General features: G+C 45.7%; 19 protein-coding genes. 12 read left to right on the top strand and 7 right to left on the bottom strand.

All coding sequences use genetic code 11. The features are described from left to right. Positions 1 to 72: 72 nt before the first annotated feature. Positions 73 to 357 carry a pyrimidine/purine nucleoside phosphorylase gene (gene ppnP, locus K6Y31_RS07365; RefSeq protein WP_232799855.1) on the top strand — a complete coding sequence of 95 codons (285 nt, stop codon included), beginning with the start codon at positions 73 to 75 and terminating at the stop codon, positions 355 to 357. Positions 358 to 448: 91 nt separating this feature from the next. Here the strand turns inward: ppnP and K6Y31_RS07360 are convergent, their stop codons facing one another. Continuing rightward, the gene (locus K6Y31_RS07360; RefSeq protein WP_233052163.1) at positions 449 to 2134 is read right to left on the bottom strand and encodes a cellulase family glycosylhydrolase; all 1686 of its coding nucleotides are present in this window, start codon (positions 2132 to 2134) and stop codon (positions 449 to 451) included. Positions 2135 to 2295: 161 nt separating this feature from the next. Next, positions 2296 to 2562, bottom strand: coding sequence for a carboxymuconolactone decarboxylase family protein (locus K6Y31_RS07355; protein WP_233052162.1), 267 nt, complete (start codon positions 2560 to 2562; stop codon positions 2296 to 2298). Positions 2563 to 2749: 187 nt separating this feature from the next. Here K6Y31_RS07355 and K6Y31_RS07350 point away from each other — a divergent pair, with 187 nt between their 5' ends. The 4 genes from K6Y31_RS07350 to K6Y31_RS07335 are packed head-to-tail and all read left to right on the top strand — an operon-like array spanning position 2750 to position 7823. Then, on the top strand, positions 2750 to 3898 hold the full coding sequence (locus K6Y31_RS07350) for a hypothetical protein (RefSeq protein ID WP_233052161.1): 1149 nt from the start codon (positions 2750 to 2752) through the stop codon (positions 3896 to 3898). Positions 3899 to 3908: 10 nt separating this feature from the next. Then, positions 3909 to 5438, top strand: a complete 1530-nt coding sequence (locus tag K6Y31_RS07345) for a hypothetical protein (protein WP_233052160.1) — start codon at positions 3909 to 3911, stop codon at positions 5436 to 5438. Then, positions 5439 to 5879, top strand: a complete 441-nt coding sequence (locus tag K6Y31_RS07340) for a hypothetical protein (RefSeq protein WP_233052159.1) — start codon at positions 5439 to 5441, stop codon at positions 5877 to 5879. A gap of 12 nt (positions 5880 to 5891) precedes the next feature. Further along, the gene (locus K6Y31_RS07335) at positions 5892 to 7823 is read left to right on the top strand and encodes a hypothetical protein (RefSeq protein ID WP_233052158.1); all 1932 of its coding nucleotides are present in this window, start codon (positions 5892 to 5894) and stop codon (positions 7821 to 7823) included. Positions 7824 to 8288: 465 nt separating this feature from the next. On the opposite strand, the gene K6Y31_RS07330 is transcribed toward K6Y31_RS07335, so the two are convergent. Further along, complete coding sequence (locus K6Y31_RS07330) at positions 8289 to 11645, bottom strand: thrombospondin type 3 repeat-containing protein (RefSeq protein WP_233052157.1); 3357 nt, start codon at positions 11643 to 11645, stop codon at positions 8289 to 8291. 552 nt (positions 11646 to 12197) lie between these two features. On the opposite strand from K6Y31_RS07330, the gene K6Y31_RS07325 reads away from it, so the two are divergent. From K6Y31_RS07325 to K6Y31_RS07305, 5 genes are all read left to right on the top strand, one after another. After that, entirely contained in the window at positions 12198 to 12659 is a 462-nt protein-coding gene (locus K6Y31_RS07325; RefSeq protein ID WP_232799861.1) for a RidA family protein, read from the top strand. A 226-nt stretch (positions 12660 to 12885) separates the two neighbouring features. Next, positions 12886 to 13668: a DsbA family protein gene (locus tag K6Y31_RS07320; RefSeq protein WP_233052156.1), complete on the top strand. Its 783-nt coding sequence runs from the start codon at positions 12886 to 12888 to the stop codon at positions 13666 to 13668. Positions 13669 to 13905: 237 nt separating this feature from the next. After that, a complete protein-coding gene (locus K6Y31_RS07315) occupies positions 13906 to 14874 on the top strand; it encodes an OmpA family protein (protein WP_233052155.1) in 969 nt (322 codons plus the stop codon). Positions 14875 to 15008: 134 nt separating this feature from the next. Next, positions 15009 to 15962 carry a LysR family transcriptional regulator gene (locus K6Y31_RS07310; RefSeq protein ID WP_233052154.1) on the top strand — a complete coding sequence of 318 codons (954 nt, stop codon included), beginning with the start codon at positions 15009 to 15011 and terminating at the stop codon, positions 15960 to 15962. Next, a complete protein-coding gene (locus K6Y31_RS07305; RefSeq protein WP_233052153.1) occupies positions 15949 to 16914 on the top strand; it encodes a LysR family transcriptional regulator in 966 nt (321 codons plus the stop codon). The genes K6Y31_RS07310 and K6Y31_RS07305 overlap by 14 nt, the downstream gene beginning before the upstream one ends. Before the next feature lie 32 nt (positions 16915 to 16946). Here the strand turns inward: K6Y31_RS07305 and glpX are convergent, their stop codons facing one another. Next, positions 16947 to 17957, bottom strand: a complete 1011-nt coding sequence (glpX, locus tag K6Y31_RS07300) for a class II fructose-bisphosphatase (RefSeq protein ID WP_233052152.1) — start codon at positions 17955 to 17957, stop codon at positions 16947 to 16949. Positions 17958 to 18238: 281 nt separating this feature from the next. Between glpX and msrA the strand changes: the two genes are divergently transcribed. Beyond that, positions 18239 to 18868, top strand: coding sequence for a peptide-methionine (S)-S-oxide reductase MsrA (msrA, locus tag K6Y31_RS07295; protein WP_233052151.1), 630 nt, complete (start codon positions 18239 to 18241; stop codon positions 18866 to 18868). Between the two features lie 81 nt (positions 18869 to 18949). Here msrA and K6Y31_RS07290 read toward each other — a convergent pair whose 3' ends face one another. Further along, positions 18950 to 19816 (bottom strand): NAD(P)-dependent oxidoreductase, encoded by an 867-nt coding sequence (locus K6Y31_RS07290; RefSeq protein ID WP_233052150.1) that lies wholly within the window; start codon positions 19814 to 19816, stop codon positions 18950 to 18952. Positions 19817 to 19945: 129 nt separating this feature from the next. On the opposite strand from K6Y31_RS07290, the gene K6Y31_RS07285 reads away from it, so the two are divergent. Continuing rightward, positions 19946 to 21304 (top strand): aminotransferase-like domain-containing protein, encoded by a 1359-nt coding sequence (locus K6Y31_RS07285; RefSeq protein ID WP_233052149.1) that lies wholly within the window; start codon positions 19946 to 19948, stop codon positions 21302 to 21304. 153 nt (positions 21305 to 21457) lie between these two features. Here K6Y31_RS07285 and K6Y31_RS07280 read toward each other — a convergent pair whose 3' ends face one another. Beyond that, positions 21458 to 22258, bottom strand: coding sequence for a DUF1338 domain-containing protein (locus K6Y31_RS07280; protein ID WP_233052148.1), 801 nt, complete (start codon positions 22256 to 22258; stop codon positions 21458 to 21460). A gap of 60 nt (positions 22259 to 22318) precedes the next feature. Then, complete coding sequence (astD, locus tag K6Y31_RS07275) at positions 22319 to 23779, bottom strand: succinylglutamate-semialdehyde dehydrogenase (RefSeq protein ID WP_233052147.1); 1461 nt, start codon at positions 23777 to 23779, stop codon at positions 22319 to 22321. Positions 23780 to 23857 lie beyond the last annotated feature (78 nt).

The following is a 23857-nucleotide window of genomic DNA, read 5'->3' as shown; positions in this document are numbered from 1 at the left end:
TGCTCAAGGCATACTTGGCGGCGAAAAAACACATCATTGAGCTTAAAAAGTTTATATATAGGGATTATAAAAATGTTTAATGTAAACGAATATTTTGACGGTAAAGTAAAATCAATCGCATTTGAAGGACAAGACCTACCAGCAACTGTTGGAGTAATGGCAAAAGGCGAGTATGAGTTTTCTACTGGTGCTAAAGAATACATGACAGTGGTCAGCGGTAGCTTAACCATTAAACTAGCTGGCTCTGATGAGTGGAAAACTTACACTGACGGTCAAATGTTCCCAGTGGAAGCTAACTCTAGCTTTTCTGTAAAAGTAGATGTAGATACGGCTTACCTTTGTAAATACGAAGGTTAAGTTAGCGGTACGCTAATAAGAAAACGGCAGCCATATGGCTGCCGTTTTTGCGTGAAACCATGCCCGCCTTATGATTTTGACAGGCTAAACATTACTTACGCATTTGCTCACGAACCCATTTACCTGCAGGTTTTAAGCTCGCCTCAGCCCAAGGTCCATCGTTACGACAAGTACTTTGCTGCCATACCGCACCACTGCGAAAATCGTCAGAATAGTTCCAGTTAACCCAGCTAATTTGCTTACTATTTAGAATATCTAAATAAGCCTGTGCACTGACAAAGTCATTATTGCCATCACCAGTATAAGTTTGCGTACCAAACTCGGTAACAAATAATGGCAACACTTCACTGGCGGCCGTTAGCTGCTGACGGTAGTAATCATCATGACTAGCGGCATAGAAATGGAAGGTGTACATCACATTATCAAATGGCACTGGATTCTTAACGATATCTTGATAACTCGCGCCATCGGACACCCCTAAGCTTGCCCAGCCATGAGTACCCACTAATACCACCGCATCAGGATCAATCGCGCGGATCACGGGGATAATTTCAGTCGAGTAAGATTGAATGCGATCCCAGCTCACTTTGTTGGGCTCGTTAGCAATATCGTAAATAATGTTATTACGATCTTTGTTAGCGTTAGCAATATCGGTAAAGAAACGCTTAGCATTGGCTAGATTGTAATTTGGATCGCCCGGATCAAGCTGGTGCCAATCAACTAGCGCATACATACCACGCTCAGAGGCTTCAGCAATTAAGCGATTAACCTGCTCGGTATAGCCTTGCGGGTCGGTTTCATAACCGCCCTCTTGCACGTAAAGTGAAATGCGTAAGACATCGGCTTGCCAATCTTTAGCAAGGGCATCAAGTGATTTCTCGGTTAAACAGTTGTTCCAACCATACCACTGCAAACCATGGCTACTCATGCCTTGCAGTTGCACTGGCTGCTGTTTTTCATTACATAGCTTAGTGCCACAAACCGATAGCTGACCATTCAATGCTACTGGCGTATCAGTAGTATTACCACCTGTGTCACCACCGGTATCACCGCCACCAGTATCACCGCCACCAGTATCACCGCCACCAGTATCACCGCCACCAGTATCACCGCCACCAGTATCACCGCCACCGGTATCACCGCCTGTATCACCGCCGCTGGTAGAACAACTGCCTTGGCTACTCCATACCTGCCAAGGACCTGAGTTTTTTAACGGATCAGCGCCTTTAGTCCACCAGTTCGCCTGATATAACTCACCTTGATGATCGATAACAGTACCACTGCCATAAGCAACACTGGCTTGCCAATCTTCTGTTGCATCACATGATGGCCCTGTTGTATCTGTACCGCCACCAGTATCACCACCGGTATCACCGCCACCAGTATCACCACCACCGGTATCACCACCACCGGTATCACCGCCACCAGTATCACCACCGCCGGTATCACCACCGCCGGTATCACCACCGCCGGTATCACCACCGCCGGTATCACCACCGCCGGTATCACCGCCGCCAGTATCCCCGCCACCGGTATCACAAACGCCTAAATCTTGCCAAGCATTACTCGATGCCCAACCAACACCAGGCTCATAAGGACCGTCAAGGGCACACCAGCCAGGAACAGTACATTGAAATTTATTGCTTTGATGGGTAACTTGTTGATCTTGCGTGTATTCACCTTTGCCTTGGTAAGCTTCAATACCACTGCAGTCAACGGCTAAAACAGGTTGGCTAAATGTCATCGCAACACCCAGCGCTATGAGGGATTTTTTCATAAATTCATCCTTGAATTAAACAGGTTTTAGTTGCTTGATTTTTAAACAACACATTTAGTTTACAATCAAAGGTTCATAAATAAAGGTACAAAACATCATTATGGGAGCAACCGCAAAACCCTAAGCCTAATCGGAGTAAATTGCCTAAAATCCCAATCGGTTTAATAGTTTTCTAATGCTGCTTGGGCTTGCAACTTCTTCTGTCCTGCTGCCACAGCCATCACCTTTGCTGTTACTTCAGATATTTCAGCTTTACTGATTCCCTGTTTTTTTGCTTGTTGTAGATAATAGTCGGTACAAGGTGCGCAATTCATGGCCATAGCTGCAGCTAAGCCAACCAACACCTCCGTTTTAGAATCTAAATGTTCATTGTGATGGGTTGCGGCATAAAATGCGGCGTACTTTTCTTGGTGCTGTTTCGTTAACATTAAACTCTCCTTTATTTTAATTTATATCAGTTATTTAGGTTGAAATAGTTGATCGCTACAGGGTTTCTGTCATCAGAATAAAATTTGACCCAGCGCAAATAAAACAACTCTTCGCATCAATATGACTCCTATTGCATATAAAACATGTTTAATATGTAACTATTGTTTACCTATAAGTCGAACCAAGATGTTGCTATTTCACCGCCCTAAATTCATTGCGCTTCTCACTACAGGGTTATTGAGTTGGTTAAGCATTTCCAACTCACAGGCCAATGTCATTTTTGCAGAAGATTTTGAACAGCAACCAGATTGGGTAGCGGGTTATCCGAATACAAATGGCGTTGGACTACGACCACATGCCAACCCTGCACCGCCAAATTGGACCGTGATCCGCACCGATCCGGCCTACGCGCCATCCATGGGCGATGCCGACCGCCATGAATCCATTGAGATTGGCGCATTTGCCGACAAAGCTCGCAGCGGTGAACGTTCTGTGGTGTTTTATCGCGATGCTAAATCTGAGCCCAATTGGAAGTGGTGGTCCGATGGCATCTTGGCGAAAAAATTTGACCAAGAGTACAGCGAAGTCTACGCCGAGTTTTACATTAAATGGGCACCTAATAGCGATCACCCTAAAGCGTTAAGTAAGCTGTTTCGTATCCTTCACACTTGGGGTGAAGGTGGGGAAATATTCAAAGGCTTTCGTGACGGCTTTAACGGCCCCATTGCAGGTTGGAACTATGTTCACAACAACTACGGCTTACGTAATACCATTTGGATGCGCGGCTACCCGCCAGCAAACCACTACTACTTAGAAAGTAACCCCATTAAAGGGCTACCAAGGGAAATGCTCAGTGGCGACATGAGCTTAAACTTTGACAATAACATCAACGATTTAAACCAAGATCGCGTCACCGATAACCCCAATACCAAGCTGGTTGGCATGAAGTCCGGGCTATTAATTCCACAGGGCGGGCAGCAAGGCATGATCCACCCAAGGGAATTCTTTGGTGATGAGAGTATCACTGGATGGCGCAAAATGGCCTTCTACGTGAAAATGAATTCCGCCCCCGGCGTTGCCGATGGCCATTATGAGCAATGGATTGATGATCAACTGGTGTTTGCCAATTACCAAATTGCTTGGGTCGGTAAAGATGCCGACAAAATGGTGGGCTGGAACGCCGTCAAACTGGGCGGTAACGACTACATAGATAAAAGCTTGCCCGATAGCCTGCGCTACGAAGACTGGTATGCCATGGACGATTTGGTGGTGATGAATGCCCATCCTCATACCCCATCCGCACCAAGCCAATTGAGTGTAACTCGACAGCCATAAGGATATGTTCATGCCAACTCATTGTATCTTGCGCCCCGTAGCGCTTATTAGCCTAAGCTTGGCCTTAATCGCTTGTGGTGGTAATAGCGGCAGTGACGCCTCACCAAACGATGGCGAAATCCAACCCAGCAACACACCTTCATTGGCGCCAACAGTAGAGCCAACGGCGAAGCCCGATTTGTGCGAGGGATTATCCGAAGGTGAACAGCAAAGTCGCACTCGCTACCTAGCCCCTGTGGTTATTGCCCCTGAAGTTTGCCAAAGCGAACAACAAAACAGGCAATGTGAGCAAAGCGCGTTAACGCCTTGGAGTGGCAGTTTTGAGTACAGTCATTGCGAGCAACAGCCGGCCGATAATGCCAACTTACCCTTATGGCAAATTAGCGATATGCAATACCTTGGCGGCTTTCGTTTATCATCAGGTAAATTCGGCGACTCCGCTTACCCTAACTTAAACTACTCGCCAGCAGCCATTGCCCTTAACCAAGCTAACCACTCCTTATTTATTGTCGGTCATGACTATGAGCAAGGCATCGCTGAATTTGCCATCCCAGAGGTAGTAAACAGTCGCGACCCAGCGGACTTTAATATCGGCGATCAAGCATTGCAGAATTTCGCCCCCTTTCATAATACCGACCGCGTGGATACCGGCATCGACAACTGGTTTAGAGTCAACGGCATGTATTTACTCGACGGCCAACTCATCGTTAATTACATGAACTGGTACGATGCCGGCGGCGGCGAAACCGACACTTCTGTGCGCTTTGTCGATGCCAGCGATCTGGCCAATAGTGAAATGCACGGTCCGTATCAACTTGATGGCGCAGCCCATGTCGCAGGCTGGATAACAGATGTGCCCGAAAATTGGCAAGCTGACTTTGGTGGCACCCATATTTCAGGTCATGCTCACGGATCTATTCACAGTCGTTTATCCACTGGCCCATCGGGTTTTATTTGGTCGCCCAGACAAACCATGCTGCAACAAACCAGCGGCCCCGTTGCCACCGAAGCGGTGCTCGATTTTCCTCATCGGCGTGCGCAAATACTTTATGACAAAACCCTCTATAGCGATATGAGCATCAGTGTGCAGGATATTTTGTACAACACCGACAGGCAAAATCAGCTGTGGACAGCACTCAGTGAAGCTGCATTTGGTGTCATTATTCCCGGTACCAATACTTATCTCACCATAGGTAATTCAGGCGGCCATGAATCAGGCATTGGCTACAAAGCCACCCAAGATAATGGAAATTTATGCGGTGGTCCTTGTAGTCTAGCCGCCGCAGACAACTACAGCTATTACTGGCTGTGGCGCGTCACCGATATGCTGAAAGTGAAAAACGGTGAAATGGAGCCTTGGGATGTGCGCCCTTATGACTACGGCAAACTCGATAGCCTTGGCCTAATCAACCTTAAAGGCGGGGCTTTTGATGCCAACACTGGCAAGTTGTATGTCGCCTTTAAAAATGCCGATACCCTGAACAACTATGCCCGTCCACCTCTGTTTCTTGTTTACCAACTTAACCAGCCTGGAGGCTAAATGAATCGACTACTTACCTTTTGCTTGCCTCTGGCATTATTAACACTCACCGCCTGTGGTGGTGGGTCTGGTGGCAGTGATAAAAAAAGCAGTGAAACAACACCGACGGTTGCGCCGACAGTTATCCCCACGGTTATCCCTTCGGCAGCGCCTTCAATCTCGCCAACGCAAGAGCCAGATACGCCACCAGCGCTGACCGAACGCTACTTAATTGAATGGCAAACGCCAAACTCTCGCATTGACGGCAGCGTACTTTTGGCCAGTGATATCGCCAGCTACACCTTGCGCTGGACCAACAGCCAAACCCAAGCAACGGGTGAAGTGAGCATTGCGGGCGATCAAACCCAATTGCAAATCGAGCTGCCCAAAGGTAACTACACCTTTGAGTTAGCCAGCAAAGACAATAATGGCCGTCTCAGCCAATTTGTCAGTGCACCATAACGAGGACAGCCAATGCGATTATTCATTAGCTTATTTTTGTTGCTAGCAAGTCTGAGCACTTGGGCGGCACCAGCCCCCCATTTGGCTTTTAGTGATTTAGTATCAGGGCCTAATGCAGGCTTAGGTGACGGTTTGGGAGAAGGGGCGATCGTGACGGTGTGGGGTTATCGTTTAGGCGATAATCAAGGCACCGTCTCGATCGTTGACCAACAAGGTCAATCTCACCCCGCCGCCCATATCTATTACTGGAAAAAAGCCGATGGCCAACAGCCCTGTGGCCCAGCCGATTTATGGACATCGCATCAACTGTATGAAGTCGCCTTTTCAATTCCTACGAGTGTAGGACTTGGTGAAGCAAGTATTCGCCTTGTTGATGAAGCGGGTATAAGCAGTGACAACACACTGCCCTTTACCGTACGTGAAGGTAATATTTATCATGTGAAGGCGGGCGGTAATAACCAAAACAGCGGCAGCTTTGACGACCCGTTTCAAGTTATTAATGGTATGACCTATGGTGCCCGTGCGCCGGGTAATCGTTTATTACAAGCCGGGGATATCGCTTACTCCCATGGAGTACAAGAAATTCAAGAGCAACATCCTCTTAGTGGCGGTCAATCCCTCGGCGCAGGCCTTTGGTTAGTGGGCCTAGAAGGCACCCAAGAAAAACAAATCGCCATTGCTAGCTATCCCAACACCCAAGCCCTTGCATCGGGGCCTATGAGAGGCGTTTATCCGTATTTAAGCCGCGGCATCGTCATTTCTAAATACAAGGTATTGGCAGGCAATCAAGTTGATATGGGCAAAGGTGCGCCTTATCAAAGCGTGTCCAATCCGCAAAACTCCACCTCACAGCTATCAACCAACCAATGGGGGCGCGCAGTGGGTAACGCCATTGGTGAGCGTGATGGCATGTGCTCAAACGGTTGGTCGGGTGCCATTGTCGGCGGCGGCGCGAGCAACGATAACTTCAAAGCCTTGGGCAATCAAATCACCGATATTGGCTGCGATCAAACTTCCCATTTTCAACACACCACCTATTTAACCATACGGACTCCAGCCGAGGGCAACGAGCCAATTACTGGCTGGGAATTTGGCTGGAACCACTTAAACGATAACAAGGCCAAATTTGGTCTGCATTTTTACGATCAACTGAACTATGGCTATGATCTCTGCCGCGGCTTTAAACCCGGCAGCGTACTAAAAGCCCATAACAACTACATCATTAATCAAAAAGGCTCAGGCATTAACATCCACACTTACAGTCGCACCTACACAGACAGCAACGGAGTACAACAGCGCCCTGCTTGTTGGGAGGTGGATGCGCAGGTGTATAACAATGTCATCATCAACGCAGGCCTTGGCCCGGTGGCCGAAGAAAACAATGGCACTTCTCCTTACGGCATTACCTTAGGCGGGGGTATCAAGGGGCATTTTGATGTCTACAACAACACCCTTTATGATGTGTCCGATGAGTCCTCGCGCACCTATATTCGTGGTGGTAAACCTAGCCATGTTGAGCCTAAAGCCATCAGCATGGGCACCGACCAAGGCGCAACCTTTAGTGTCAGCAACAATGTTATCCGCGTCAGTCATCCCATGCCCTACCTCACTTACGGTAAACGCGGTGATGCGCCAAGCTGGATAAAAGTAAGCAACAACTTACTCTATAACACCACCAGCGACAGTTGGAGTGACAAAGATCGCACCCACTTTACCGAGTGGCTAGATAGCAGCGATGAAATGGCCGATCCACAAATTGCTAGTTTAACCCCAGCGAGCCTAGAGCAAACCTCTCCCGCCCTCACTGGCGGCGATGATAGCGTAAGCCTCAGCCATGACTTTCTCGGTCAACCCGTTGGCTCACCAATACATCGCGGCGCATTTGCCTCGTTTGTACTAGCGCAGCCAAACCCACCTAAACAAGTAAGGGTCACTAAGCTATAGAAGTAAAAATGATGTGGGAGCCTCCGTCATGGGGCTAAGCCTGCGGTAATGGTCGGCGATTGCAGCAGGCTTCGCACAATAAATTGCGCTCCTTGTAAGTTGGGCTAGTTGATTCATGGTTTTTTGTAGGACCGGAGCTTGCTCCCCCCATCTTTAGCGAGAATGTTTAGAGAAATTGGGCGACGCAGTCATACAGCTAAAACGCCAGAATTAAGCTTGGCATTTTTTAGCCACCGCTGTAATCGCAACTCTAACGAGCGAAACTGCTTCACCAGTGCGTCATCGACATCAACTTAAAGCCGTTTTTTCTCTTTAAGGATGTTTTTCAGCCTTTTCTTGATATGCCCCACGATCAATGGAGAGTAGTCGGCGGGCTCACGAATGAGCTCAAACAAGTTCGTTAGTCATAATAAAAAGCGGCTTATCAGGCCGCTTTTTCATCTAGGTATCAACTTTCGATAAAAGTTAACTGCGTTTTCTTAACAAAGCCAAACCAGCTAGCATAATCAGGCTAAACCAGCCTAGACTACCACCACCGCCGCCACCAGATTTTTCCGCAGTTGCGGTGTTATCTGTACTGCCACCGTTAGAAGTATCCGTCTCACCCGCTTTGTCGATCACTTTAATCGAAGCTCGCGTCAACTGAGTCGTCACCCCATTTTCAACAAGTTTAACCAGCCCAATATTTTCCACAAACCAGTATTGGGCTTGATAAGAAAACTGCACTTTAGCACCATCAACTTCGGCATAACCCGATAAGTTAAGCTCACTGCGAAGCGCATTGTAAGTGCCTGCAGCAACTGTCACTTGTTCAAAACCATAGGCAGTACTTGATGCGTTCCAAACGAAATCACGATTGCCATATTCTGGTTGAATATTCACCTTGCTGCGACCATTTAATGATACAGAACGAGCTAAAGAAATTGCCTTATCTAAGCGAATGTCAGCTGAAAATGTGCCATAAGGCGTACTCACTTGAGCCAGATGTAAGCCTAGCAATTGGAGATCTTGACTCGATGCATTAAGGTGCAGCTTAGATCCACTTGGAAATACTAATGGATATACCTTTTGCTGTAACATAGTTTGAGCTGCTCCAAGCTTAACTTCTTGGTTAGCAAAAGTATCAAAATACCAAGTGTTGCCGGCAGTGGCTGGGAACAAGGTACTGTAATCCCCACCAAATGGGGTCGCTGGTTGGGGCTCCTCGGTTTGTCCATCGTCTGTCGATGGCTGTTCGCCGGTTCCATCGGTGTTGCTATTATCTGAATTACCGTTATCTGCCCCACCCGTATCTGTATCACTACCTGTATCAGTGCTTCCTGAGTCATTGTCATTTGAACTCGCACCAATACTCGCATCCAGTGGCGCAGCGTCATTTACATCTAACACACCATCATTGTCATCGTCGTTATCGGCATTATTACCTACGCCATCCAGATCCGAATCTACTGACTCGTTAGGGTTAAAAGGAAATGCATCAATATTATCGGCAACACCGTCGTTATCATCGTCGGTGTCGGCATTATTGCCTATGCCATCTAGATCCGAATCTACTGACTCAGATGAGTCCAGAGGAAATGCATCAACACTGTCGGCAATACCATCATTATCATCATCGTTATCGGCATTATTGCCTATGCCATCTAGATCTGAGTCCAGCGCTTCTGATGGATCAAGCGGGAATACATCAACACTGTCAGCAACGTTATCATTATCGTCATCTGTATCAGCATTATTGCCTAAGCCATCCCCATCGGTATCAATGGTTTCTGTTGCATCTAGGGGAAACGCATCATCGCCATCTGCAACGCCGTCGTTATCATCGTCGGTATCAGCATTATTGCCGATACCATCAGCATCTGTATCTAAGGATTCTGAGGCATCAAATGGGAAAGCATCAACCCCATCGTCAACACCGTCATTATCATCATCAGTATCTAGCGTATCGCCTATTTCATCACGATCAAAGTCAGCCCAATCATTAGGATCAGCAGGGAATAAATCTTCTTGGTCGTTATAACCATCGCCATCAAAGTCTTTTGCGGTAAAGTCTTTTAATTCAAACGTGGGCACACCCGCTTGTGCATAAGCCAATAATATTTGACCTTTACTGGCTAACGATAAAATAGCCAAAGGGGTGCCTTGAACTTCATAAGTTGCAGCAGCATCAAGGCTAAAATCGCCTTGCCATCGATGCAGCTGGGTATAAGTATTGCTGTCAGCGCCGCGCAAAGTAAACACATTACCATGTAGCCAAGTCAAATCTTCAATATTGCCGGTCAACGACAAATTGGTCACCTCGCTCATTGAACGACCTAATACAATTCGACCTGAACCAAGCGCAACAAACGCGCCATTCTCAGAAACACGAATGGGTACTTGCCAACCTTGGCTGCTATGGTAAGGGCTGTCATTGTCACCGCCAAGAGAACCCGTTTCAGGATCTAAATAGTGCCAATGTAAATCAGCAGGTGAATAACCGCTAATATAGTAAACGCGGTTAGCTTGCTCACCCCAAACAAGAGAAGAGGTTGGATAAGCCCACTCATTAGAGTGTGTTTTTTCACCCGCACTGTTAAAGATACTAAAGGTTCCCCAAGCGCCAGTGCTATCTCGGGTCATGAGGTAATTACCCGTAGCACTAATAGTGGAAATAGAGTTAGGAAGATTGATGAACACAGATTCAGTATTGGTATTGAGGTCGATATAGCTAATTTGATTATTACTATAAGCCAAATAAATTCGATTATGGGCAGGCGAATAGCTAATTGCGCTGGGCGCAGAAGTTAACCCTATCGAAGGTAAGTACTGCTGTTGGCTAATTGACCAACGGAAGATGTTTAAATGTTGCTTACTTAGCAGATAAACCACATCCTCGTTGTCATCTAATACAACGGTATCTGGCGTATAGGCTAAGTCTGTTGGATCAATCGCAGCTTGTGGATCAGCTGGATTTAGCTGACTAACGGCAAACACTTCAACATGAGTAAGATCGTCTGCGAATACGACCACCTTATTATCGTGAACGAACAATTGGTCCGGATTTGCCAAACTTAATGAATAGGTACCCGTTTCACGCGAAGCCTTGTCATACGCATGAATCTGATTGCCGCGTAACACGATTGGCAAATCACCCCAAAAATCAATATCTTTGAAAGCAGTTCCTAAACTCGCCGAGTAAGTTAAATCTTGATTATAAATAATACCGGAGTAATCAACTAAACGACTATTATCAGGGAATACGGCAATATCTCGACCTTGATTGTAGGCACCATGATAAGGGCTATCTTGCTGAGAGCCAATCACTCCCGTTGCAGAAATGTCTAATCTATTGATGTCAGAAGGACTGATACCTGAGCTATGAAAATAAACGTTTGAAGAGCTTGGCAATACCGTCATTTCACCAGAGGCATACCACAATGACTTATCAGCAATAAACTGACCACTACTTTTGTTGACGGTTTGAATATAACTACTTGTAGATAAAATCAGAATGTCATCAATAATTTCAAGATCAGAGATAGATTTAGTGGTGACTCGAAGCTGAGTTTCATTACTACCATCAAGAGCCAACTTAGTAATTTGGCTACCATAACTAACAAAAATTCCCGTTTCATCAACAGCAAGGGCTAGAGGAATATTTGATAGAGCGATCGGGGTAAGAAATTTCTCATCAGCCAGAGAATAACGTTTTATCTCTGTGCTAATTTCGTCGGTTAAATATACAATCCCTTGATGTGATTTAGCATCTACTATGGCGGCATTGGCAAAGGCATTAACCCCAGCCATTAGCAGCACTCCAACAGCAATTTTATTGACCATTTCAGCGTCCTTGATCCAAAAAGCGCATTATAACAATCAAAAAAATATAAAAAAGAGAAAAACACCTATTCCAAACTAATAATAAATAACATAAATAAAACAATACGCTAACTAGAAACTCACTGAGAACAAATTACTAGCTATTATCAACAGCGGTCGACCCCATTTTTAACAGTTGTGGCCATACCCCCAAACACCGTTCCAGCAAGACGCACATTATCGCGGTTTCGAAACGACTATTGCACCTCGGCCAAATGGAGTGCACGAACTTTTCTGGTATAACAGTAAGAACTACCTAGACTGATCAAAGCCACTTGAACCCTTACTTTTTTTATATTTATTTGATAAATATATTCACAACAAGCTGGCGAACGATTAAAGTGGCATTTTAAATCCGTGATTTAGTTTCAGTTGGTTAGCCTTAGGGAGTTGGAGCCTGCGTTTCGTAAAGTTGTAAACCGCCCCCTTAGCCTAAGAGTTACTTGACTACATTTAGAGCCGCTTTATTGCCTGCACAATTTAATAACATGGCTATCACAAACAGGAGCGAATATGAGCATCGATAAAAGAATATTAGAACTTGGCTTAAACTTACCAACTGCCAGCGACCCGCAAGGAAGCTACTGTAATTGTGTACGTACAGGCAAGCTACTTTATGTTTCTGGTAAAGGCCCTGTAGCGGGATTAAGTGTTGTACCCAAAGGTAAACTTGGCCAAGAATATACTGTTGAGCAAGGTTATGAATTTGCCAAAGCAACGGGTCTGGATATATTAGCCGCTGTAAAACTAGAATTAGGCTCGCTTGATAAAGTCAGTCGTGTGGTAAAACTGCAAGGTTTTGTCAACGCAACTCCAGACTTTGAACAACATCCAAAGGTACTCGATGGCTGCTCAGACTTAATGGCTAAGGTATTTGGTGAAAAGGGCGTTCATGCACGCTCTGTCTTTGGCGCTACTTCTGTCAGGGGCAACTTACCCATTATTATTGACTCTATTTTTGAGGTCACCGACTAGGGCGATAGAGTGTTAAGATTAAAAATGATTATTTGGCCGCTTTAGGAGCTTAGATGCTTACGCTGTAACCCACTGCTAGTGCCAGCCATACATCGCCAGCTCAATCTATACTGGGGTTTCATTTCAGTCACTAAACTGTGTAAAGTTAAGTCAAGCTAGTGGCATACTCATTTATCTCAGGCATAATCGACTCTTTTATTATTTAGTGATTATTAACGGATTTGATATGACCCCCATCACCAAACTAAGCCTCGCCATCTTATTTGGCGCATCCCTTGTTGCTTGCTCTGAGCAACCTGAAGCACCAACTGAAACCGCAGCTAAAAGCGCCGAAGTGGCGGTAAGTGTCGAGCCAACGACTGCGCCAACTGAAGCACCAGCGGCAAAAGAAGCAACACCAGAAGCTGCAAGCGACAGCCACGAAGGTCATGCTCACAACGAAGCAACCGAGCTAACCTCGGCAGCCATAGCCACGGCCAATGACCCATTCCAGCAAGATGTCCATTACCGTGTGTTAGAAACCGCTATACCAGCAGACACTAATCAAGTACACGAGTTCTTTTGGTACGGCTGTCCAGCTTGTAAGGCTACCGAACCATTAATGAATACCTTAAAGGCCGATGAAAAGTTAAAAGTGACGGCCAATGCTTCACTATTAAATGAAAAGTGGGTGTTTGATGCGGTGATCTTCCAAGCCTTTAAACACTTCGATGTACTGGAAAAAGCTCACCCCGCCTATTTCGAAGCAAGACAAAACGGCACTGTTAAAGATCAAGCTAGCTTTGAAGCTTTTCTTGCTGAACAAGGTATCGATAAAGATAAGTTTGAAGCATTTAGTCAGTCTGAAGACCTGAAAAATGCACTCGATGTCTCTTTTGCCGTTGAAAGTAAACTACAGAGCACCGGTGTACCAACCTTGGTAGTAGGCGGTAAATATGTGCTACTCAACCGCGGCTTTAGTAGCGTAGGCGAAATGGAAAAAGCTATTGAATGGTTAAGCACTAAGTAATCGTTAGATAAGTCGCCTAATCTATTTACAATAAAATTAATATTGCATAAATATTAAACTGTGATCTACATCTAGTGAGGTAGATCACAGTTATTATAAGTTTTATTCATAGTCACCATTAACAAAACCCTATTCTCTTATTTACCTTCCCCACCTAGACTGCCCTTCATCAACTGAAGCGGCAACTCGATTTGCCACAACTCAGATTGACTAACAATAATAAAATGAAGGTATACAATGAAAAAATTATCTCTTGCGATTACATTAGCATTAACTTCTGGCGCAGCATTTGCGGGCAATACTTACTTTGGTGGCGGTGCAGGTATCGCACAACACGAAGACACCTGCGACCAAGTTGGCGCAACATCATGTCATGATAAAGACAAAAGCTTTAATGCATTTGGTGGTTACCAGTTTAATGAAAACTTTGCCCTAGAAGCAGGTTACAACCACTTAGGCAAAACTGAACTTCCAGGCGAAGACAGCATTCTTCAAGGTATCAATACCTCTATTATCGGTCGCCTACCCCTTTCTACAAACTTCTCTGTATTCGGTGAAGTAGGTGCATTTGGTTACCGCTCTGACTCTTTAGGTCACCGCGATGAAGGCCTATCTCCACTAGGCGGCGTGGGTGCAACTTACCGCATCAACGACACTTTAGATCTTCAAGCGCGCTACCGTCGCATTGAAAACGTAGGTCGTTCACACAATCTAAAAACTGACGTAAACAACTTTGGTTTAGAGCTAGTGGCACACATTGGCCGCGCTGCTGAACAAGTGGTCGTTGCGCCATTGCCAGTAGAGCCTGAGCCAATTGTGACTCCTGAGCCAACGCCAGTTTATGAAAGCAAAGTAGAATCGCTATCTGATGCGGTATTATTTGGTTTCGATTCATACGCTCTAACCAACACAGCTAAAAAGCAATTAGATGAAGCGGTTGCCTTTTACAATGCCAACGACGTTGCTGAAGTTAAATTAACAGGCGCAACAGACAAGCTAGGTAATAAAGAGTACAACGAACGTTTATCACAAGCGCGCGCTACTTCAGTACAATCTTACCTAGTACAAAAAGGTGTTAAAGCTGAGCATATCATCACTAACTGGAAAGGTGATACGCAAGCTACCGGTATGGCTGAAAGTGAGCGTGCTCAAGACCGTCACGTGACTATCGACATCACTGGTGAAACACAAGTAGAAGTGAAATAACACTTAGCTTTGTGATAAAAATGGGGCCTTCGTTGGCCTCATTTATGTTCAAGTATGACCCCTTCAACAGTAAATGATTCCCCCCTTTACAATTTACTGATATTTTATCGGCAAATGCATCAACTTTGCCGGAAATGATAGATAAACCCCTCACCCTTGAAAACCTCAATCAATCCAACCTTAATTTATTGATCAGCTTGGCAGTATTGTTAGATGAAGCACACGTTTCTCGCGCCGCAGAACGCCTTGGCATGACACAATCAGCCATTAGTCATGTGCTTAATCGTGCTCGCGATTTATTTGATGATCCTTTACTCATCAAAGGCTCACAAAATATGATTTTAACCAGCCGGGCACAGACCTTAAAATCGCAACTGAATGATTTTGTGCTGACCAGCAGCACAATTTTCAAAGGCAGTGAATTCGATCCAAGTAAAATAAAGGGCGTGATTCGTTTCACCATGAATGATTTAGCGGCAAGCTTATGCATTGAAGAGATATTGACGCAAGTGGCCGAACAAGCTCCCTTTTTAGAATTAGAGTATGTGCGTCAAACCGATTCCGTATCCAGCCAACTTAATAGCGGTAAACTCGATTTAGCCATCGGGTCCTTTAAAAAGCTGCCAAAAAATGTCAGCAGCGTACATGTTGGTTTTGAGCGCTGGTCACTGCTAATTGGGCAGCGTTACCATGACAATAATATTGAAACCTTGGCTGAATCCTTAAAACTGCCCCAAGCAAAATATGCCGTGGCGGGTGAAGTAGACACGCAACTTGAACAGTTTTTGCAACAACACCAACTCAACATCAAACCTGGTTTTACCTCTGGCTCAATGGTAGTGTTGGCTGAAGCCATGAAAACTGGCTATTTGACCGCTATCGTGCCGCATACCTTAGCCAATGCGTTAGCGGATAATGAAAGCCTGACACAATTTGACATACCCGAGCTCAGTGATACCGAAACCAGGATGGTTTGGCCGCAAGATTTAAACCATCAAGCACTCCATGTTTGGATTAGAGAGTTGATCATGACAGCCTATCAAAACAACGTCTTATGCAGTAAGGAGGCTGACCATGCTGAGTTCTGATCTGTTATTCTTACAACAAACCGATGTCAATTTATTAGTCGCCTTAGCAGCCTTATTGGATGAGAAGCAAGTTGGTAAAGCCGCTGACCGATTAAATCTGACCCAACCGGCCATGAGCCAACGCTTAGCAAAGCTGCGACAGCTACTAGACGATCCCATCTTAGTACGCGCGCCAGGTGGCTTTGCATTAACGGATAAAGCCAAAGGCCTACAACCTCATTTAATAAAGAGCTTATTATTAGCGCAAAATATATTGCAGCCTGACACGTTTGATCCTGCCACCACGCAGGGTATTATTCGTTTTACCACCATGGATTTTGCCGCCACAAGACTGACACAATCACTCTTTGATAGTTTGCTAGAGTTCGCGCCGAATATTGAAATCGAGTTTGTACGTCGGCCAAAAAATATTTTTGAAAAACTCGAGAATGGCGAACTTGATCTCGCCTTAGGCGGCATGGTCGAGGCGCCACCAAACGTTCACGCCCGCCATATCAGCAATGATAGCTATCGTTTTGTGGTCGCCAAACATCATCCACTTGCAACAAAAAAGAAAGTGACACTCGCCGACACCGCTAACTATAGCCACATTCGCTACACCCCTACCGGTGCCGTTGAACCTATGGTTGATGCGCTGTATAAAAAGCACAAACTGCAACGCCGAGTGACCTTTCATTCCAGCTCGATGGTGGTATTACTTGAAGGGCTAAAAGCGGGTAAGCATATCGCCGTGTTGCCTTGGCAACTCACTCAAGCAGAGGTGCATAAGCTCAATATGGTGCCACTGGATGTGCCTTGCATCGAGCCTGTCGATCTAATGCTCTATTGGCACGCTCGCTCTCACAAAGATCCCTTGCATATTTGGTTTCGACAGCTTTGGTTAGAGCTGCTAAAAACATCGATAAATGATATGAAAGCAGAGAGTTCTAGTCACAAAAAAACCAGCGATTAAGCTGGTTTTTATTGGCTCAGAAATAAGACTGATTAAAAAATAATATCTTTTAGTGCCTGATCTTTACGGTCTAGATAATGGGTCGAACGAATACGACGCACGGTTCTTGATTTACCACGGATCAGCAAGGTTTCAGTCGTCGCTAAGCGACCATTGATGGCAACACCTTCTAGCAGGTCACCTTTAGTTATGCCGGTAGCAGAAAAGATAACGTTGTCGTTCTGCGCTAACATTTCAAGAGTAAGTACTTCTTTTACCTTGATACCTAGGGCTTCACAACGCGCTACTTCTTCTTCGCCAATACGGATATTCTCTTCCGTTGGCTCTTTCACCAATGGACGAGGCAGTAAGCGCGCTTGCATGTTGCCATCTAGTGCGCGAACAACGGCTGCAGAGATAACGCCTTCTGGCGCGCCGCCGATACAGTAAAGTAAGTCCACTTCGCTGTCTGGCATACACGCCATTACCGACGCCGCTACGTCACCATCTGGAATGGCGAATACGCGAACACCTAAGCCTTGCATTTCTTTAATCGCTTTATCATGACGCGGTTTTGCCAATGTTGCACAAGTCAGCTTATTTAGTGGCTTGCCTAACGCGAATGCAATGGCTTTTAAATTCTGTTCAAGAGAGCGGTTTAAATCGATAGCATCCTTTGCATCAGGACCAACAATCAACTTTTCCATGTACATGTCTGGTGCTTTTAGGAACATGCCTTTTTCTGCTACCGCAATAACAGCAACCGCATTTGACTGCCCCATGGCCGTCATACGCGTGCCTTCAATAGGGTCTACCGCGATATCAACCGCATCACCTGCGCCGCTACCAACATGCTCACCAATGTACAACATAGGTGCATCATCAATTTCACCTTCACCAATTACGATTTCGCCATCGATATCAATTTGGTTAAGGATGTGACGCATTGCTTCTACTGCCGCGCCATCTGCTATATTTTTATCGCCCCGACCAACCCACTTATACGCAGCCAATGCTGCTGCTTCTGTGACTCGGGAAATCTCGATCGCTAACTCACGTCTCATCTTTCGCTACTCCAAGTTGCCGCGGTCGCGGATTTTAGCACAAAACGACCTTATAACGGCATAGTATTAACTGCTATATATACAGAAATAAGTCTATTTATCTTATTAAATCGTATAACAGCTGGATTAATCTGTTTTAACAGGCGTATCTTATACTCAAATGACTACAACATGATCGTTTCGCGATAATTTATTGGCAACTAAGTGGGGTTATCAATAAACTCGCCAACGAGTCTTTTGTGCTCAGGTACGAAATAAATACACCAACAAAAGGAACTAACATGGCTGGCTTACAACAAATGATTTCTGCCGACCAGGCATTGCCGGGTCGTGAACAGGCCATTTACATCCCTACTGAACACTTTGTTTTTAATACACAATTGGCAAGTGTAGCAGATTTAAAAAGAGTCTGGTTTGGCATGGGCTGCTTCTGGGGGGCTGAGCGTTTATTTTGGCAACAAGCAGGCGTGAAATTCACCAGTGCTGGCTACGGCGGTGGCTTTACTCCGAACCCAATCTATGAAGAAGTCTCTTCAGGCATGACCGGACATACTGAGTTAGTGGAAGTCATTTACGATCCTAACGAAGTCAGTTTATATCAGCTATTAACACTATTTTGGGAGCAGCATAATCCGACTCAAGGTATGCGCCAAGGCAACGATTCAGGCAGCCAATACCGCAGCGCTATTTATTGTGATAATGAAGACGATTTAAGCTTAGCCATGCAAAGCCAAGCATTATTTCAACAAGCATTGCAAGCGAAAGGGGTTGACTCAAATATTACCACTGAGATTTTACCGCTAACGCAGTTTTACTATGCAGAGCAATATCATCAGCAATATTTGGCAAAGAACCCTAATGGCTATTGCGGTTTAAGTGCGAATGGCGTGTGTTTACCGCCGCAACCCTAGTGCATTAATCCATGGCTAAGCAAGATTGGGCTAATCAATTAGCCCAATCTTATTGCTGTAACAGTAAATATCCGTTTTCAATTACTTGCTTGTTAAACGCTTAATTAATACCGACGTATCGGAGCGGCCTTCGCCTTGTTGTTGTAACTCACCATAGTAGCTATCAACTAATTCCGTGACCGGCAACTGGGCCCCATTTTGTTTCGCCTCTGCTAAGCAAAAACCTAAGTCTTTACGCATCCAGTCAATGGCAAAACCAAAATCAAACTTGTTCTGAGCCATGGTGCTAGCGCGATTTTCCATCTGCCATGATTGTGCCGCGCCATGTTTGATCACGTCGATTACTTGTTCAACGTCTAGCCCGGCCTGCTGCGCAAAATGAATACCTTCAGATAAGCCCTGCAACAAGCCCGCAATGCAAATTTGATTAACCATTTTGCATTTTTGCCCAGCGCCATGACCACCCAACAACGCCGCACTTTTGCTATAAATAGCCAATATCGATTTCGCGAAATCAAAATCCCTTTGCTCACCGCCACACATTATGGTTAAACAAGCGTTCTCTGCCCCCGCCTGACCACCAGAAACTGGCGCATCTAAAAATCGTTTATCTTGATCGTGACATGCTGCGGCTAATTCAGTGGCCAATGCCGCCGAGGTGGTCGTGTGGTCCACCAGCAAAGCGCCGCTCTTCATCCCCGCTAAAATGCCATTTTCACCATACACCACCGCGCGGACATCTTGGTCGTTGCCCACGCACATCAACACAATATCTGCATCAGCCGTTGCTTGTGCTGGCGTGGTAGCAAAATCGCTTTGGTATTGCGCCGCCCATGCCTCGGCTTTGCTGGTGGTACGATTATAAACCGTGACTTGATGACCCGCTTGTTGCAAATGCCCAGCCATCGGGTAACCCATTACGCCTAAACCAATAAATGCTAATTTCATTGCCGTCCCTCTGCTTTAGTTTGATGCTAATGACTATAACGTGAATACAAAAGATCAGACGAGAAAAAATGCACATTTACTAAGCTAAAGGTAATACAATATAAAAAACTGTATTACATTGGTAACACTGTGACTTGGCAACCCAAACTCAATTCCAACAAACTCGGCTACAAAACCTTAGCGGCAGCGCTGATCCAAGACATCAGCCAAGGATTATTAGCAGCAGGTGCACCGTTGCCAACTATTCGCGCGCTAGCGCAGCAGCTCAACATTACTCCCACGACGGTAAGCCGCGCTTATCGCTCCGCCGAGCGGCAAGGTTATTTAGTATCACGAGTGGGCAAAGGCACTTTTGTTGCGGGAACACAAGATCTCAACGCCGTCATTCAAGCCGGGCAAAGCCTTTGCAACCTATCAATTATTCAACCCTTAGTTGAGCTAGTACAACCCGAATTTGACCACGCCATGGCTAGCTTTGGTGAGCAAAACATGCCAAGCACAGTGCTGACTTATCCTGATGAACACAGCCTGATGCCTTACCAACATATCGCGTGCCAGTGGCTACAAAGTTTAGGCATTCAAGCGCAACACCCAGCTCAGTTGGTATTTACTCATGGCGCGCAACATGCGCTGTATTTATTAATTGAAAGTCTCACTGAAGTGGGTGACAAAATTGCCCTCGAGCAGTGGGTTTATCCCGGCGCCCTCGCCATATGCCAACAACTTGGCCGTCAAGCAGTTGCAATTAAGTTAGACGAATATGGCATGTGCCCCGACAGTTTAGCGCAGGCCTGTGATAGTCATGATATTAAGCTGGTGCTGGTAGTCTCAAGCTATCAAAACCCCACCGCGGCGGTGATGCCAAACAAACGCAGAAAAGCCATCGCCAAGGTGGTAAAGCAATATCGATTATGGCTGGTGGACGACGATATTTATGGCTTTCTTAATCAAGGTAAATATCAAGCCCTCTATAACCTTGTACCTGAGCGCTGTTTTTCGGTCGTTAGCTTATCAAAAGCAGTGCTGCCCGGATTACGGATTGGCTTTATTTACGGCCCCGCCCGCTACACCAATCAGCTCAACAGTAACATTCGCGCCAATATCTGGATGTGCAGTGGCATATCGTTAGCGATCATGGCGCGCCTTTGGCAGCAAAATTTGCTTGCCAAAATGATGCTAAAGCAAATAGTTGAGGCGCAACAACGGCAAAAAATAATGCGAGAGGTGTTAGGTGAGTGGCAGATTGATAGCCAGCTGCATAGTTTCCATTGCTGGTTACATCTACCGGGCCCTTGGAGCAGCGAACGCTTTCGCCAAGCCGCCAAAAGCCAAGGTGTGATAGTGAGTAGCGCGCCATATTTTTGCGTTAATAAACAACATCCACCCGCCGCAGTTAGGTTGTCTTTAATGGCGCCAACGAGTCAAAAAGTATTACGCCAAGGGTTAACAATTCTGAGTGAATTACTTAAAAACAACGACATCTATTAAGCATGTTCGCAGAACAAGTTCTGCTCCTTGCATGCTGAGCGAGTTGATTGGTGTTTTTTGTAGGACATGAGCTTGCTCAGGGAATTTGTGATGTTCGCTGAGCAAGCTCATCTCCTACTGGGTTAGACGCACCAAGTAGGGACAGCATTCATTTTATCCTTTGCTATCGGTACTGTGAAAAATCTTATCTGCCGAGGCCTCAACAAAACCGCGATATAACTCGCCATTGGGCAGTTCATAACGCTGAGCAAACTCATAAAAACAACTTGGAATTAAATGGGTTTCATCTAAAAAAGTAACCTCTGCTTTGTCTGCCACCGTAGATGACTGAGCTAAATAAACATCGGCGCCCCCCTTAATTTCTCCTCCAGCGGTATTGAGATGAAACCCAGCTTGATGCAAGGTTAGGTTCACTTGTGCAAGATCGCTAAAGCCTTTTAGCTCATTAACATTAACCGTAAAATGATTAGCACGATAGCCCCAAGCAGCCAACCAAGCGGCATACTCACTCTCTTCAAGTAAGGCTTGATAACAATGGTATTGAGTGCGCCATTGCGCACCGCTATAAAGCATTTCAGGTGTGCCTAATAAGTTACTATCAAGCTGCGCCACTAAATCTCGCATGATGGCCTGAGCACAATCGGAAAACTCAGCGGTTTTAAGTTCACTAATGAAAATTAAAGGCGCAGTGGGATCAGGATGGGAAAAATACTGAGCATGAATTTTTTTACTGGTAAACTCGTATTCAGCTTGACCTTGATAGCCCAGCTCAAGCCATGGCCTGGCTAATACCTCAAGACCTACGCTCGGCAAATCAAAAGTGCGCAGCGCAATGTGATCATTTTGAATAGGCTGACCTTGGCCAAGTAATTGGTGAATTTTCACCGCGCTTGGTGTCACCGCGATAAATTGCTGCCATAAATGTTCCAACAAGTCTGTTAATGCACGCTCCATAACCCCTCCAATATCATGAACAAGAAACAAAAAAAGCAGCCTCGTCTAAGGCTGCGATGCTCAAACGCTGAGTCCGGGCGCTAAGGAGGTGGGAAGACTGAGATGTTCAGCTTCGACCGACGCCACAGGATAGGAGCAATAATCGGCGGCATAATAAGCGCTTGCTCTATGATTACCGCTGGCGCCGATACCACCAAATGGCGCGGCGCTACTGGCTCCCGTTAACGGCTTATTCCAATTCACTATTCCTGCTCGAATTTTATTAAAAAAAGTCTGATACAAAGATTCGTCATCAGCAAACAATCCCGCAGATAAACCAAATCGAGTTTGGTTAGCGAGGGTAATGGCTTGCTCGAAATCTTGATAGCGTATCACTTGTAGCAAAGGACCAAAGTATTCTTCATCCGGCAAAGATTCAATGTTACTCACCTCGATTAGGCCCGCGCTAAGTAATCCCGTTCCTTTTTTCAATAACGTCATCGGCACTAATTGTTTACCACCAAGCTCAACCAAAGCCTGCTGCGCCGATAACAAATTTTGCGCCGCTTGCGCAGAAATAACCGCGCCCATAAACGGTTGTGGCTGTGCATCATATTCACCGACCTTTATCGCCTTAACCCCTTTGATTAAGGCTTTTAACAACGCATCCCCTTGCTCATTATTAGGAATATATAAGCGCCGCGCACAAGTACAACGCTGACCAGCGGTTAAATAAGCACTTTGAATAATGTTATACACCGCAGCCGCCTGATCTTTTACATTCGCCACGATAAGCGGGTTATTACCGCCCATTTCTAACGCCAGTATTTTTTCAGGTTGGCCGGAAAACTGTTGATGTAATAAGTGGCCAGTACGGCTGCTACCAGTAAAGAACAAGCCATCAATATTTGGATGTGCGGCTAGCGCTTGTCCGGTACTTACTTCACCTTGAATTAAATTAATCACGCCTTCTGGCAGACCCGCTTGCAACCATAGGCCTAACGTTATTTCAGCTGTTTGCGGGGTTAATTCTGACGGTTTAAACACCACAGTGTTGCCTGCTAACAAAGCAGGAACTATATGACCATTGGGTAAATGGCCGGGAAAGTTATAAGGCCCAAATACCGCAACCACGCCATGAGGCTTGTGGCGCACCATTGCTTTGGCGCCCGGCATGTCGTTTTCTATTTCACCGGTACGCGCTTTAAACGCTTTGATAGAAATAGCAATTTTACCGATCATTGCCGCCACTTCGGTTTCACTTTCCCATAACGGCTTGCCCGTTTCTTTCGCGATGACTTGCGCTAGCATACCTTTAGCATTGGTGAGTTTTTTGGCAAATTGAGTGAGTAGCGCTTCACGCTCAGCCAGGCTGGTTTGTGACCAGAGAGTGAAGGCATCGCGCGCAGCTTGCACCGCTTGATTAACCTGCTCAGGGTCAGCAGATAAATCTTGCCAGCAGATATCATTATTTGCGGGGTTAACAGAGACTACCGGTTCGCCGCGCCCTTCGAGCCAGATCCCATTAATTAAATGCATCATGCCTCCTTGTTGAATTCGTTTGTATGTAAACTATCTTTAAATCTACTTATCAAATAATGGCCATCGACAGCCTAATTT

The organism is Motilimonas cestriensis, assembly GCF_021295315.1.
Taxonomy (GTDB): domain Bacteria; phylum Pseudomonadota; class Gammaproteobacteria; order Enterobacterales; family CBDFNC01; genus Motilimonas; species Motilimonas cestriensis.
The sequence above is the reverse complement of the archived record's forward strand: the minus strand, read 5'-3'. Positions and strand labels throughout refer to the sequence as shown.